The organism is Alteromonas lipotrueae (assembly GCF_019249215.1).
GTDB classification, from domain to species: Bacteria; Pseudomonadota; Gammaproteobacteria; order Enterobacterales; family Alteromonadaceae; genus Alteromonas; species Alteromonas lipotrueae.
On record NZ_JAESDI010000012.1, the window covers coordinates 129,156 to 144,182 of the forward strand.

General features: G+C 44.3%; 10 protein-coding genes. 2 read left to right on the top strand and 8 right to left on the bottom strand.

The genetic code is table 11. The annotated features are described in order from the left end of the window. The 4 genes from JKP82_RS15440 to JKP82_RS15455 all read right to left on the bottom strand — a co-directional run bounded on the left by JKP82_RS15440 (position 1) and on the right by JKP82_RS15455 (position 5,552). Positions 1 to 2,454, bottom strand: a complete 2,454-nt coding sequence (locus tag JKP82_RS15440) for a S8 family serine peptidase (RefSeq protein WP_218397704.1) — start codon at positions 2,452 to 2,454, stop codon at positions 1 to 3. Between the two features lie 238 nt (positions 2,455 to 2,692). After that, positions 2,693 to 3,214, bottom strand: coding sequence for a hypothetical protein (locus JKP82_RS15445; protein ID WP_159533396.1), 522 nt, complete (start codon positions 3,212 to 3,214; stop codon positions 2,693 to 2,695). 150 nt (positions 3,215 to 3,364) lie between these two features. Beyond that, complete coding sequence (locus tag JKP82_RS15450; protein ID WP_218397706.1) at positions 3,365 to 4,006, bottom strand: Lcl C-terminal domain-containing protein; 642 nt, start codon at positions 4,004 to 4,006, stop codon at positions 3,365 to 3,367. A 37-nt stretch (positions 4,007 to 4,043) separates the two neighbouring features. Further along, positions 4,044 to 5,552, bottom strand: a complete 1,509-nt coding sequence (locus JKP82_RS15455) for an ethylbenzene dehydrogenase-related protein (RefSeq protein WP_159533400.1) — start codon at positions 5,550 to 5,552, stop codon at positions 4,044 to 4,046. 157 nt (positions 5,553 to 5,709) lie between these two features. On the opposite strand from JKP82_RS15455, the gene JKP82_RS15460 reads away from it, so the two are divergent. Then, complete coding sequence (locus JKP82_RS15460) at positions 5,710 to 7,965, top strand: metallophosphoesterase (RefSeq protein ID WP_218397708.1); 2,256 nt, start codon at positions 5,710 to 5,712, stop codon at positions 7,963 to 7,965. Between the two features lie 79 nt (positions 7,966 to 8,044). Continuing rightward, the gene (locus JKP82_RS15465; RefSeq protein WP_218397710.1) at positions 8,045 to 9,682 is read left to right on the top strand and encodes an alkaline phosphatase D family protein; all 1,638 of its coding nucleotides are present in this window, start codon (positions 8,045 to 8,047) and stop codon (positions 9,680 to 9,682) included. Between the two features lie 100 nt (positions 9,683 to 9,782). Here JKP82_RS15465 and JKP82_RS15470 read toward each other — a convergent pair whose 3' ends face one another. The 4 genes from JKP82_RS15470 to JKP82_RS15485 form a co-directional block, all read right to left on the bottom strand. Further along, positions 9,783 to 10,346 (bottom strand): ankyrin repeat domain-containing protein, encoded by a 564-nt coding sequence (locus JKP82_RS15470; protein ID WP_218397712.1) that lies wholly within the window; start codon positions 10,344 to 10,346, stop codon positions 9,783 to 9,785. Between the two features lie 149 nt (positions 10,347 to 10,495). Further along, positions 10,496 to 12,058, bottom strand: coding sequence for a catalase (locus JKP82_RS15475; protein ID WP_246604426.1), 1,563 nt, complete (start codon positions 12,056 to 12,058; stop codon positions 10,496 to 10,498). A gap of 48 nt (positions 12,059 to 12,106) precedes the next feature. Beyond that, positions 12,107 to 12,259, bottom strand: coding sequence for a hypothetical protein (locus tag JKP82_RS15480; protein ID WP_159533405.1), 153 nt, complete (start codon positions 12,257 to 12,259; stop codon positions 12,107 to 12,109). Between the two features lie 385 nt (positions 12,260 to 12,644). Continuing rightward, complete coding sequence (locus tag JKP82_RS15485) at positions 12,645 to 14,057, bottom strand: alkaline phosphatase PhoX (protein WP_159533407.1); 1,413 nt, start codon at positions 14,055 to 14,057, stop codon at positions 12,645 to 12,647. Between the last annotated feature and the right edge of the window lie 970 nt (positions 14,058 to 15,027).

The following is a 15,027-nucleotide window of genomic DNA, read 5'->3' on the forward strand; positions in this document are numbered from 1 at the left end:
TTATAACTGATGAGCCTGAGACACGACGAAGGCTGTTTCTCCGCGTGTCACTTCATCAGTAGGGTTGAAGTAAGCCACCAGCGTAGGCTCTAAATCAAATGGCCCCTGCTCTACTTCCACTTGCACTTGCATTAACCCCATGGCTAACGCTTGCTGAACATAGCCGCGCATTTCAGGCGCAATAAGTTCACTATCTGCAACAGGCACTGCTTGGTCAAATACAATGGCTACCAGCGTTTCAGCCGTGTCGAAAGATTGTGCAGATGCTTCCAGCCCTAGTGCCTGTATTAAAGAATAGGCCATCGTTTCTTTAGTCACAGTATCGGCAGCGCCAAAATGCTCACTACCTCCGGTAAGCATGAGAGGGCTATCACTGAAGGTAAGATCACGCAACACGCCGCCTTCTGACGTTACGGCGTTAACCGCTCCAGAAAACGCTGAATCCACGTCAAAAAACATCGCAGTGTTACCTACAAGAGACTGGCGTACGCTATTGCTAAGGGTAAGTACATCCGCAAATTCAACACGTGTAAGTGCATCGTCCGGCTTAAAGCCATCAGTCGCGGCATCCATTAATTCGTTGGCTACAACATATTCAACGTATGGCTGCGACGGGTGACCAGCGACATCGTCAATGCCCACATACCCAGAAGTTTCAAGTAATCGAATATTCACGTCTATTGTAGAGGGAATACCCACGCCATTCGTTACGCCCAACGGGTCAACAGATACACCACTGACGCTTCCAATACCGCTGCTATATAGTTTCCACTCACCTGCCATGCCGGGTGCTGCAGTACCTACTGAAGAGCCCAGAAGCGGCAAACCGATACCTGACCCGTAACGATTGCCCGCGGGATCTTCCAGTACGAAGGCCGTTGCCGTCTCAATCGTGGCACTTGCCAATACCATAGACACGTCTGGCCCAACATCGAAGGTTTCTACCGGAGGCTCACCAACAGGAAGGTAAGTGGTTGGCAGAGTAAAGCTTTCGCCTTCCGATACATTGGCAAAGCCGTTAAATTTTCGGTCTAGCTTTAACGTATCACCATATACTTCTACGCCGTTAACAATCGCATTCACTGCGGCATAGGCATTCGCGTAACCCGCACCTACTTCCCATTCAGCCAAGCCCGCCATTGGTGTAGCGGTTTGTTGAATAATTGATTTCACATCTTCCCACTGCAAACTAGGGTCAGCTTCTAGCATTAATGCCACTATGCCTGAAACATGCGGCGCCGCCATTGAAGTACCACTTGATACGGTATAGAAAGGTAAATGGGCAGGCTCTATCATCGCAGCGTCATCGGAAGCGCTAAGTGCACCTAAACTAGATGTAGATGCTCTTGCAGAAATAACGTCTACGCCAGGTGCTGTAATAGTAGGGCGATCTTCCCAAGTAAATACTTCACCATCGACAACCACTTGGCCGCCTTTACCATCTACGCCACGAGAGCTAAAGTCGGCCAAATTGCCTTCCTTATCGCCAGCCGCAACTGTGATAACCCAAGGCGCCTTTTTAAAGTTACCTGTAATTGTCGACTCACCAGAGCCTGAGTTTCCTGCTGAGAACACCGTAATAATGCCATTATCTGCCAATGCTTTCGTCGCGACATTTGTTGGATCATCTGGATTAAAGTCAGTACCTACATCACCTGTATTACCAAATGAGTTAGAAATAACACGAATGTTGTAGTCGTACTGGTGAGTAAGGGCATAATCGAAACCACCAAGGGTGTCTAATATGAATAGTGCGGCACCCGAACCGTAACCGATGATATCAGCACCTGGAGCCACACCAGCATGCAGGCCGCTACTTTTTGCACCATTACCACCAACGGTGCCAGCAACGTGAGTACCATGCCCACCGCCGATATCGGTGTTAGGCACATTTTCTTGATAAGTTATGGGTAAAATATCGCTAAAACTATTTAAGTTTACTTGTGCTAGTACGTTTTGTACCACGTGATCAGGATAAGCAATGTCGGAATGTGTTCCATCTACGCCTGAATCATTAACGACTACGCCAATGCCGTTGCCAGAATATGGTACGCCGTTATTACGCAAATCTCGGTCTGCTCGTAATGCTTGCACGCCAGTAATCTGGGTAGATTCATGATTTTCTAGTACCAGTGGATCATTATTCCACACAGACACGACATCGTCGCGGCTATAAAGGGCTTCAACCTGTGCTTTGGTGGCCATAATGCCAACAATAGGCAAATTCTGAAGGCTAACACCCGATGTGATACCCAGCGCGTCGAGTGCGGTTAATTGGTCAAATGAAAGGGGTCCATTTCCTTCAAACGTTACAATCACTTGCTGTAGCTCTGTTGGTGCCGCTAGCAATTTATCTGCAAGCGTAGTATCGAAAGTTTTTGCGTTAACCATGCTTGCTGGTAAAGCGCATGCTACCGCAACTGCTATTGCATTTTTCTTGTTTAAAATTTTCATAGTACACCTCGTTGTTTTTACCCTTTGAGTATTTCGTAAGCGAGGCGAACACACTATGGGGGGTTCCCCCTATAACCATAAGTCTAATAAAACGAGCTAGCCAAACACTGTGTTGAGCATAAAAAAAGCCCCCACAATAGTGTGGGGGCCGTGGAGGCACCAACTTACGAGAAACTTGTAGGTTGGCGGGAACGTATTGATGCGCTACAACGGTATTATCAACACCATTCGCGTTTTACTATTTTCTTGTTTTAAAAAAAAGAACCATCAACAACAATGGAACAAACATGTGTATCGGAGGCTCGCTTACTGATACAGAGCCATCTTGTGACGGCGTTTTAGTTAAACTAAATAACCCGTTAGCACATAAGCTATCGGTAGTAGTATAAAAACAGGTTTCATCTCCCCCCATACCGCCCCGTCCAGTAGCTAGCACATAATCTCCGTTAAAAAATGTGAAGACAAAGCCTTCTGGATCATCGTCACCGAAAATAAGGTCGTCTAGATCAATTATTTCAATATCGCTTAAATGATCTTCATCAAGTAGGAAGGTATCTCCATCATATTCAAAATTAAAACCAAAACTTTCCCATGTATAGGCACTAAAGTCAGAGACCGAGTCATCAAAAGAGATAGATCCAGAAACAAACGCTTGTGACGAACCGTTGGTTAACGTTAATTCATCAAAGTCGAAGGTAATTAACGCGCCCCATGTAGGTGAGGCAATGGTAAGCAAAATTAGCGTAAATAACGTTCTCATAAGGTTTCCAACTTATTAAATATTAGGGCTTAATGCGTTGTTTTTAATTCTTTATTTAACTTTTAGCTTCAATGTATAAGCGGCTATTAAGCTTATTACTTGGTATCTAGTATCTAGTCTTCGTTGTAAACCAGCCATAGGGGGTTCCCCCTACGTTTTTTTTCCATTAGCTACTAAACGAACGAAGGCGGCGTTTCTATAAGGGAGAACTCTTTTAGTACCATCTTTAAAACTCACAGCAACAGCACCTTGGTTTAGGTGGGTGAATGCTTTGATGGTTAACGCTTCCGCAGCATCACCAGACCAATAGTCGCCCTTATGGGCATGGGGGAAAAATCCGCTTTGAATATACGGTCCCTCGGGCTTTGTCGGGGGTTGAACTAGTGACAGCAGTTCTTGAGATGTCGGCAATCGCCACGTGCTGAGCCCGCACACTTTTTGCAAATTTGCTTGTGCAACTATATCGCTCACATTGCACCCTGGCGTTTTATAAAAACAACTACCTTTATGAGGCTCACCAATATGCAATGAAGATGAATACCAACTGTATGTCCAATAACTATCAAAAGGCGATTCATCATCTCGCCCCACCATCCAGTACAGACGTTGTTCATTGTCTTTAATACAATGCCAAGGGCCATCATTTTCTTCTATCTCTGTGCCTTTAGGGTCTACTTTTACGAACCGGCTTGTTTCAAGGGGTGGTTCTGGCAGCGCAGGTATGCTCAATAACCTTAAAATAACCAGCATGGTGATTAACAGCCCAGCGCGCAGCACAATACGCTTTTTCACAATAGCAACTCCCATACAGTTGGTTTTAAAATAAGCATTACTTAGATTGCGTTTGGTAGCGTAATTGGAGAGGTCTTACGTGGCGTGTATGGGCCATTTGTGCATGATCGAAGGCGCTTAACCACATGCATACTCCATCCTCGACGGCGATATCTAAATCATCTTGGGTTTGCTTTTTTCTTACCACCTCAAGGTGCCAATAACCAGAGTCGTAAAGCCCTCGCGCTCTGACATGTGCTCGCCCTCCCTCTAATTGATTTGAACGATACAATACTGAGGGTAATGTACTACCCACTGAATAATCATCGTCCGTCGGCGAATACGCTTTGTAACTAAACCAAGTCCGTTCTCCCTCAGCTGAAGTTTCAGTGAAACGAGGCAGGCGCTTAGGCTCAATACCTTTAGGGGAGTACCATTTCCAATTCATGATGTAACTTCCTCCTAATGAACTATCCTGACGATAACCCGCAGTATAGCGAGACATGCCTGCTATAGGTGCTGTAGGTTTACCAATAAAATTATCGTCCATGATAAACATATTATTGGTTCGCACTGCTTTCCAGTGCCAGAGATCTGCGGTGCGAGAGTGGCTGTAGTGATAACCTTTCTTGTGTGTATTAGCAGGCTTCCCTTTTAAAGGATTAGCCCCTAGGTGTGCAGTGCCTGCTGCGGCAATAAAGCAACTTTTCGAGAGTAACATGGCAAATTTATCTTCATAAAAGCTCAGTTCATTATTGTGCGCAAATCCATTTTCTTTCACCTTCCACCCCTTGTTCGTTTTGATTAAAGGCAGGTGAAGTAAACTTTCCGATGGGTCTTGCCATCGAATAAAGAAATATATTTCAGATTCATTGTGTAATGCTTTAACGCTAACCTTCGATGCGCCATTATTAAAGTTAGCGCCACCAAACGTCCCTATTGATACTTCATTAGCGCTTTGCCAATCAAGCTCGTCATCCTTTCCATCTATTCGAATAAAGCTATCATTCTCAATCTGGTACACAACTAACTTATCCGGTTTAGATAGTATGTACGCACTTATTGCCGCACCGATAACAATGGTAATTAGCAGCAACCCGACATTTTGTTTATTGAAAAATGGCGAGAGCAAGTAAGTCGATAAAACCCGTAAAGGCTTAGTTAAATAGTAACGAATAGGGTGTAATAGAAAAAAGAGAAGCAGCCCTAGTGCGGCATAATAATGTACCCACTTAACTTGAGCCTGCGCCGCTTCAGAAAACACCTGTAGTAAACCAGTAGTGCAAGATACAACTAACAGATATGACCCTAGCTTGTTCCATGCTTTAAAAGCCCCATTTTCTTGGCGCTTGTTGTATAGACACCACAACATAATAGGTAACGCGAGCAACAGGAATGATGCTGCCAAAATATGCCAAAGATGCACTAACCCCTGAGGAAGAAGCCAGCTTACATGCAGCCAAAAACTATGCTGTAAAGTCGCGATCCGAAGCCCTGATAAAAGCAAAATAACCACGCAAATCAATACAACGAAATGGCTTACCAGAAACAAAGAACGTGACTTCATACAAGGCCTGTTAAGCAGAAAAGTGAATGAGTTAAAATGCTACAGAATTATTAATTTTTTATGACTCACCCCACAATAGGGTGATCCCCCCATTTCTCCTCCTCTTTAAATTTCATTCAATACGCGGCATCAATTTATAGCTGCTTTAGGCACTCAAATGAAAATGTTACTTGCTAGTATTCTTATACCCGTATTGCTTTTTTTAACGATGAATTCAGTACAAGCTGCCACCCACCTCTACCGATTGAGTTGGGATAAAAACCCGCAACACGAAGCCGTTATTGGCTTTAGCCCGAAGGGGTTGAGTATTGCTCCTTATGTCATGTATGGATCGACTCCTAACCAAGTCTCTTGGCAAAAAGCTGATGTATCGCTAAATGCCACCTTCTTTACGCTTGAGTCACACTTTGTCAGGCTGGAAAACCTGCCCGCAGATAGTAATATTTACTTTCATGTTTGTGATCAAGACGGGTGCGGCCAACGAATGTGGTTCAAAACCGCTGCCGATTATCCAAAGCCATTCGTTGCTATTGCAGGAGGTGATACCCGAACAGGCTGGACTACACGTCAGGATGGAAACCGTCTTGTAGCCAAAATACGCCCACTATTTATTATGCACGGCGGTGACTTCACGAATGGAAACACTCCTTTTGAAATGGCTGGCTTCCTAGCGGATTGGCAACTCACTTTCTCTGATGACACCATTGATAACATCGGCTACAAGCGTATCTACCCCATTGTTCCTACCCACGGAAATCATGAAGACACCAACTACGCAACATTATGCGAGGTGTTTGGCGTTGACTACTTTCAAGATGGCGAATGCAACGAACAGGACGCCTATGGTGCAATGACCATCAACGATTTAATCCGTGTGTATACCCTGAACAGTCAATTTCAAGAAAGTGGATGGTCAGTTCTAGCGACACAAATGAACGATTGGCTGGCTGATGATTTAAGTACATATGCCAATGCTCCGCTTTGGCGCGTAGCCCAATACCACAAACCTATTTTTCCTCATTATGACGGTAAACCTAGCAACGAAGGTCTATTTAACTGGTGGGCGTCCTTGTTCTACAAACACAACATGAACCTAGTGGTAGAATCGGACACTCACATCAATAAACTTACACACCCGCTAAAACCAGCAGAAACCGGCATTGAATATCTTCAAGCTAACAACGGCGGCACGGTATTTGTTGGAGAAGGAAGCTGGGGGGCACCTGCTCGTTCAGCCAATCAGGCTTTTCCTTGGACAATTGATCTTGCCAGTATTCAGCAGTTTAAAGTATTGAGCGTTACCCAAGAGTCTATATTGATACGCACAGCTCAATTTGATGATAACGCCCGTGCGCTCTCTGCTGATGATCGCGAGCAAGACCCGCTAGCGCTACCAGAAAAGGTAGCATGGTGGTCGGCCAACGGGATTGGCGATGTATTCCCGCTAATTAAAACTACCACTGGGTTAACCCAACATGCAAAACAACTCGCCGATAATGAAAGAGAGTTTGTACTAAGTGTCTCCGATGATAGTTTCATTGCAAGCGAACAGCCTACCAAAAACTACAATGCCTACCCTACAGGCATGCGAGTGGGAAATACCGATGTCACCTATGGTGAAACAAAAGCGCTACTCAAATTCACTCCTGATGTAGTGGGTACCTGTGCAACGTTAACTGAAGCGAATCTGACTCTGTCGGTACAACCTACCGATTCAACGATCGAATCTAATATTTCAGCCTTAACTGAGACCGGTGCCACTTTCGCTGAACTTGGTGTCATGTTGAACCTAGCATTGATTGAGCCTCAATTCAGTGAAAGCGCAGTGAACTGGACTACAGGCAACATCCTATTCTCAAGTGCATCAAGTGGGGAGTTCGACAGCTTTGAAACCATTGCGGCAGGAAATACTATCACCTTCACATTCAATGAAGTGACGCTCGCAAAACTAAACGCACAATTTCAGCAATACCACGCTTTCGGGTTTGGCATTAGTGCAACCCATCCAATAGTGAACCGCTTTGTTAGTGATAGCGAAAATCATAATGCTGCTACACTGCGCACTCGCTTTAGTGCCACTGCGGCGTGCTTCGAACAGCCTAGTAATTCTCTAGCCGTGCCATCCCAAATTACCGAACTCAACGCGAATAAGGGTGATTTCCTTACTTACCATATTCCTGAAGTTTCGCGAGCGCGTTCACTCGAATTTGTTTTACTTTCAGGGTATGGCGACCCCGATTTATATGTACTGAAAAACGGTATAGTCAGTCTTAATCACTATGAATGCCGCCCTTATCTAAAACACGAAAGTGAAGTGTGTTTACTCGAAGTACCAGAGGGTACACCTGTTTCAATAGGCATTCACGCTCATAGCCTATACAGCGGCGCATCACTTACCATTACTGAAAAATAAGCCCTACTTAATTAACATTTTATTGCTGTGAGGGTGATAAAAGCGACAGCACTCACCTTCATCGCTTTGGACAAAAACAATGAATATTTCAAGACGTAATTTCTTTCGACATTCTGCACGCTACATGGGCGCTTCTGCTACGCTACTTTCAGTTAATGCCCTATCCACGCCACTACATTCTAGTTTGCTGGCTAATTACAAAACTGATAATCAGCACTATTTTAAACACGGCGTAGCCAGTGGCGACCCGTTACCTAACGCCGTCATAATCTGGACGAGAGTAAGTTCTTGCACAGACACCGTACCGGTTGATTTTTACGTAGCTACTGACGAGGGCATGACTAACTTGGTTGCAACAGGTGTGGCGCAAGCCTCTAGCGAGCGCGACTTTACGGTTAAAGTTGACGTGGAAAAATTAACTCCCAACACTAGCTATTACTACCAGTTCGAAGTATCAGGTTATAGAAGCCGTATTGGTAAAACCAAGACAGTACCACTTGAGGCGACACATGCGCGCTTTGCGGTTGTATCTTGCTCAAACTACCCTGAAGGCTATTTCAATGTGTACCATGCGCTAACCAATATTGATAATCTTGATGCCATTTTACACTTGGGCGATTACTTATATGAGTATGCAGAAGATGAATATGGTGATGGTTCGAGACTTGGCCGCGCCCCACTTCCTGATAAAGAAATAACTACACTAAGCGATTACCGCACTCGCCACGCACAGTATAAGACCGACCCCGACTTAGCCAAACTTCATGCTTTGCATCCCTTTATTACCGTATGGGATGATCATGAAATTACTAACGACGCCTATAAAGATGGGGCTGAAAATCACAATGAAGGCGAAGGGGATTATCAGCAGCGTAAACATTTTGCAATTAAAGCCTACTATGAATGGATGCCAATACGAGAAGGAAATATTTATCGCCAGTTTGAATGGGGAGGGTTACTCGACCTTTTTATGTTAGACACACGCATTGAAGGAAGAGATGCGCAAGTAGATTCATCTGTTGCGCCAGAGCGTAGTGACAGTAACCGCACACTACTGGGTGACGAACAAGAACGCTGGTTACTCGATAATCTTGCAGCTTCTAATGCACATTGGCGCTTTCTAGGGCAACAGGTTATGTTTGGCCAGTTAAAAGGCATCAATGCTCCAAACCTATCTGCAGCGGGTATTCCACTTACGCAAGATCTTGTTGCGCTGAATATGGATCAATGGGATGGATACCCAGAATCTCGGCAGCGCATTTTGGATGTAATTAAAGCCTATAAAATAGAAAATACGGTAGTGCTTACTGGCGATATTCATACCTCTTGGGGAATGGAAGTATTCGAAGACAGTACTAACGGGTATACCTATAACGATAGAATTCGCTTAGGAGAATCGCCTTTAGCGGTAGAGTTTGTGACTCCATCAGTAACATCTCCTGGGTTTCCTGATGAAATTGCAGACCCACTCGCCTTGCTTATTCCTACTATGAACCCCCACATGAAATACGTCGAACTTAAAACCCATGGTTTTATGGTAGTGGATGTTACCCGCCACAAGGTAGTTTGCGATTGGTGGTACGTTGATACGATTGAAGATCCTCGTTATACGGCACGATTAGCTAAAAGCATGTATACAGTTAGCGGTAGCCAACGTCTATCGGAACAGCCATCGCTTGGAGTATCTTTCGATTACACACACAATCCGTTTAAGTAAAAAGGTAGCTTGCCGCCAAGATTGTGTTTTTAGGTTATAAAGCTCAAAAAACAAAAATGGGGCGTATGCCCCATTTGAATTGATTCGTAATTAATTGTCGTTAATTAGTATTTGATTCATTTAACGACTTAGCCAAATTATAATTGCCTTGCGATAACGCAATATCGGCCACTGAGTTACCTGCCAAGTCTTTGTGCTGGGGGTTAGCGCCTTGCTCAATTAGCTCATTCACTAAAGACTGCCTATCGAACAAACTAGCGAACATGAGTGCCGTTTGACCTTGAGAGTTAGTTTCATCGATATTGCATTGTGCAAACATCAGTTTTCTAGCCACACTCAAATGCCCTTTGAAAATAGCCCCCATTAGTGCGGTGTTACCTTTGTTATCTTCCTGGCAGGCATTGATATTTTCCTTGCCAAGTAAATAAGTAACCGCATCGTTGTGGCCATGGTAAGCGGCTAGAATAAGTGCGGTATAACCTTTATCGTCAGCTACGTTTCCATCAAGACCTGCCTGATAAAAGGCTTGAAGCAACTCAACATTGCCCTCACGAGCGGCATCAAAATAGTGCGCTTTCAGGTCATCAATACTGGATTGCGCATGACATAGGCTCACGCTAAGCATTAAAGTAAAAAACAATAGTGTGCGTTTAACGATGTGCATTGTGGGTCTCCTGTGTCGTCGTTGGCAATGATAAATATGAGTAGTTGATATGAAAAAAGCTAAAAGGTAAAACAGGTGGTTCAAACGAAGTCTTTGATAACGATAACTGCCCTACCTAAATAGGTAGGGCGAGTTGATAGTGGTGTTACTTATTGCATAAGGGCAGTTAAGCTTTCCGCTACTTTCTTCGCTTTAGCAGCGCGGGCTGCTTGCTCGTCCATTAGTGCTTTTGCTTCTGCACGTACTTGCGAGATAGAAACCTTAGCTAGCTTAGCAACGCCGGTGCCGTATTCTTTATCAGCGTTGTACATGAATGCACTGATGATAACGCGAATCTCTTCTTCAGGTACCGATGCTAATGCACCACCCATGTTGTTGATCAAGTTCTTACGACCTTGCTTATCAAGGTTGCGATAGAACTCACCCGCTTGTTTGAAGTTCTGTTCCTTGTAGAAAGGAATTTGCTGTGTCATACCTGCAAGCGGCTTGCTTGAGTAACGGTATGCTGGATCTTCATTCAAGTCTAAGCGACGGCTAGGCTGGTAGTTAACATCACGGTTAGTTGATGTAGTACGAAGCTGGCCATGCTGCTCGTGGTTATTAATCTCAACATTTTTAGGCGCGTTTACCGGAATACGGTAAGCGTTAACACCTAAACGGTAGCGCTGGGTATCAGCATAAGAGAACAAACGACCTTGTAGCATTCTATCTTCTGACGGCTCAATACCTGGAATTAAGTTGCTTGGTGCAAATGCAGCTTGCTCAGTTTCTTCAAAGAAGTTGTCAGGTACACGGTTTAACACCATACGACCAATTTTGCGTGAAGCAACTAACTTCTCAGGCCAGATCTTTGTGGTATCTAACGGGTTGAAGTCAAAATCGTCTAACTGTTCTGGCTCAAGTTCTTGCAAATACAAATCCCATGAAGCGGTTTCGCCTTTCTCACCAATGCGAGTGTAAACGTCAGTAGTGTGTGGCTGGAAATCCATACCTTGTTGTTTCATTGCTTCTTCAGCAGTGAAGTTCTTAATAGGTTGGTTCGCTTTCCACGTAAATTTCACGTATTTAACATTGCCTTCATCATCAACAAATTTGAATGCGTGAACACCTGAACCATCCATATTTAGGTAGCTTGCAGGCGTACCATAGTCAGAGAACAACATGGTTAGTGTGTGCGTAGACTCTGGAACATGCGAGAAGAAGTCGAATACACGCTTAGCATCTTGCTTGTTGGTTACCGGAGACGGTTTAAATGCGTGAACCATATCTGGGAATTTAATTGCATCACGGATAAAGAACACAGGGAAGTTGTTACCGACTAAATCCCAGTTTCCTTGTTCGGTGTAGAATTTAACGGCGAAACCACGAGGATCACGAAGTGTTTCAGGCGAAAGGTGGCCGTGTACTACTGATGAAAAGCGCACGAATACTTCGGTCTTTTTACCTTCACCTTGGAAAGGTGCAGCAACTGTATCGTCAGACAAATCTTCGTAGTTTTCATAGTAACCATGAATACCGACACCACGGGCATGAACCACACGCTCTGGAATACGCTCACGGTCAAACGCCGCTAGCTTCTCAATTAGGTGAGAATCTTGTAAAAGCACAGGGCCCCAAGGACCAGCAGTTTGCGAGTTCTGGTTATCACCAACTGGTGCGCCATTTTGACGAGTAAGGGTATCCGCTTGAGCAGTTAAGCCCATGCTTAACATACCTACGGTTACACAACTTATAATACTACGGGTAAACGATCGCTTCATTTATGCTGCTCCTGAAAAACGAGTTTTATTGGTCGGGGTTTTCTGAGCGACACAAACTTGGTCGCCGTAATAGTTATTTGCATAGTTGCAAACCGATTGTGCTGGTTTAGCAACGAATTTGTGCGGTGTAAGTTTTTTTAAAATTGTGCTCACATCAGCTCTCCTTGTTAGATGCGAGGATTATTCACGTTCTGCGAAAACTATTAAAATGACATTAATTGATTAACTTAATTTGATTTATAGATGTGACTAAAGAATAGAAAACTGATTGAGTTTTTCGATTGGCATTTTAGACTGGGTGAGCTTGGGAAAATTTGCGATTTGTTCGATAGTTTAATTAACAAGTCAATTTTTAACTTAACACCAAAAGGTTAGTATCTTTGATACTTATTTCAGAGTGACAACGATGGTAGATAAGAGAATACACAAAGGAGTCAAAGGCAGAAGCAAAGGTAGGTAGGAAGATAGACAGAAAGGTAATGTACTTCACATACACAAAGCACATTACCGATAATCAGTTACTTGAACATGGTGCTAGTTAAAGCGCCATCCAGGGGCCTGTAATGGCCAAGGTCTTACTGGGAGAGTACATATTCACGAACAACACACTGCCGTCGTTAGTGAAGCACGCGCCGGCAAGTTCGGTTTGCGCGTGTAGTTTGGCAACGTTATAAATATCGCCCTCTGGTGTAACCCCGCGAAGGTGGTTATCTACCACTTCGGTGTACTGGTCTTCACATACAATCAAATGGCCATTAGGGCTTACTGTTAGATTATCGCCAAAGTTAAATAAGCTAGCGTCATCACTTTCAACGAATAATTGTAATCTGCCACCAGAGGTCTCTAGGCTTGAAGCAGAATCAGCTGTAGCGCCTTGTTGCTGAGAGCTTTGTGGTTGAGAGCCTTGTGGTTGAGAGCGGTGTGGCTGGTAACGCATTATCTGACCTAGTTGCTTTGCCCCACCATTGGTACAGCAAAAATAAAGCTCGTTGCTGCCCCAATGCAGCCCTTCACCTCGAGCAAACAACGTTGCGCCCGCCTTATGACCTTGAACGCGCAAGTCATCATTAGGGCTTTCTGGCGTATGTAAATCAACCCAATCCACATTTAACCATTCTCCCAGATTCATACGCGCCTTATCCCAGTTACGAGAGTCGAACTGAGGCACACCTTTTATGCGCAAAGCCTGTAACTTACCGCCTTTATCAAGCTGGCTTTTCACATTAGGAATAAAGCGATAAAACAAGCTATCGCCTCTGTCTTCCGTTAAATAAACAATACCCGTTTCTGGGTCGACACAAGTCGCTTCATGATTAAACCGCCCCATAGCCTTAAGCGGTTTAGCCTCTACTAACGTCTCAGCATCGGCAGGTACTTCAAAGATATAGCCATGTGCTTTAGAAATAACACCGTTAGGTTTATCAACGGATTCTTCGCACGTTAACCACGTCCCCCAAGGCGTAATACCGCCAGCGCAGTTACGAATAGTACCTACTAAGCTAACAAACTCTTTTTCAACAACTTTGGTATCAAGATTATAAACCAGCGTGGTGGTGCCTCCTGGCAGAGCGACACCGTTTTCAAAATGATCATAAGCAAGCTCAGTAGTATGAGTTTGAATAGATTCAGGCTGGATAGATAGATGAGCAGCCTGTAACTCGTGATTTCGTACTAAGGCAACCCTATTTTTACCTAGCGAGAAACACCCCATGCCGTCTGCACGATCGGGCACATTTAATCCATCACTCATGGCATCACCCAGTGATGAGATAACCTGGTAACTAAAACCCTGAGGCAAATCGAGAAGTTTCTTAGGATCAGGCACAAGCGGCCCGTAGCCTTTGGTGGTTGGCGTTAACACACCCGCATTCGCTTTACCCAGTGCACTTGATGCCAACCCAGCAAATGCCAAGGTACCCGCCCCTTTAAAAAACTGCCGTCTATTAATCATTATTATCACTCTTTGTACTAATACTTACGCATCTGATTTACGTGTACCCGATTAAACCAAATACTGCCTGCATCTATCATCACACACTATTGTTACATTATAACATTTATTACCTTTTCTCTATGACAATTACCGATGTTTTTATAGAAGACACCTCCCCTAGTAAACCAGTGCAGTTAAACCGGTCTATGATATTTAAAGAAAAGCACGACAAAGTTTACTTGTGTTGGTGAAAACACATGGCAATAGACCGAGAGATAAGGGATGAGTTCAGAGTGATAAAACTAAAATGAGTCAGCTTTTGAGTGCAGCTTAGGCTTCATATCAAACTTCTCATTGTTAAATAGAGTTTTGAGCACTTAGGAAACTTTCTACAGCATGGATGCTATAGCGAAGGCCCCATGGATGGGTTATCCCCTACTATAGCAATAGTAGATGCTGGCATTTACAAGAGAGGGAGTAGCCCCCATCTAAAACCTTCCACAGCATAGATGCGACTGCACAGGCTCCATTGATGGATTCACGCCGCATTTCTGATGGGATTAATCACTATCTGAGTACGATGGCACGTTTAGAAGGAAGGGCTTTGTGCGCCTCGGAAACTCTCTACAACATGGATGCTGTAGCGAAGGCCCCATGGATAGGTTTACGCCGTTACCTTTACCCTAGCAACAACAGTCTGCTGTGTTGACAGAAGCGGCAGTAGAAGCCTATGTGAAACCCTCAGCAGGCTTTATACCCTACTATTTCAATAGTAGTTGCTGGTGTTTACAAGAGAGGGAGTAGCCCCCATCAGAAACCTTCCACAGCATGGATGCTGTGGCAGAGGCCCCAGGGATGGGTTTACGCCGTGTTTCTGATGGGGGCTACTCCCTCTCAAAACATAATCCCAAGACACAAAAAAGGCGCTCAAATGAGCGCCTTCTTTTTATGCTTTGGTTTGCTTAGATTAAAGAATCTTAGCTACAAC

What these genes read in the sequence shown, in the direction of transcription:
- JKP82_RS15455 (WP_159533400.1), bottom strand. Translation starts at nt 5,552, where the DNA reads ATGAAGTCACGTTCTTTGTTTCTGGTAAGCCATTTCGTTGTATTGATT.
- JKP82_RS15460 (WP_218397708.1), top strand. Translation starts at nt 5,710, where the DNA reads ATGAAAATGTTACTTGCTAGTATTCTTATACCCGTATTGCTTTTTTTA.
- JKP82_RS15445 (WP_159533396.1), bottom strand. Translation starts at nt 3,214, where the DNA reads ATGAGAACGTTATTTACGCTAATTTTGCTTACCATTGCCTCACCTACA.
- JKP82_RS15475 (WP_246604426.1), bottom strand. Translation starts at nt 12,058, where the DNA reads ATGTTAAGCATGGGCTTAACTGCTCAAGCGGATACCCTTACTCGTCAA.
- JKP82_RS15470 (WP_218397712.1), bottom strand. Translation starts at nt 10,346, where the DNA reads ATGCACATCGTTAAACGCACACTATTGTTTTTTACTTTAATGCTTAGC.
- JKP82_RS15465 (WP_218397710.1), top strand. Translation starts at nt 8,045, where the DNA reads ATGAATATTTCAAGACGTAATTTCTTTCGACATTCTGCACGCTACATG.
- JKP82_RS15440 (WP_218397704.1), bottom strand. Translation starts at nt 2,454, where the DNA reads ATGAAAATTTTAAACAAGAAAAATGCAATAGCAGTTGCGGTAGCATGC.
- JKP82_RS15485 (WP_159533407.1), bottom strand. Translation starts at nt 14,057, where the DNA reads ATGATTAATAGACGGCAGTTTTTTAAAGGGGCGGGTACCTTGGCATTT.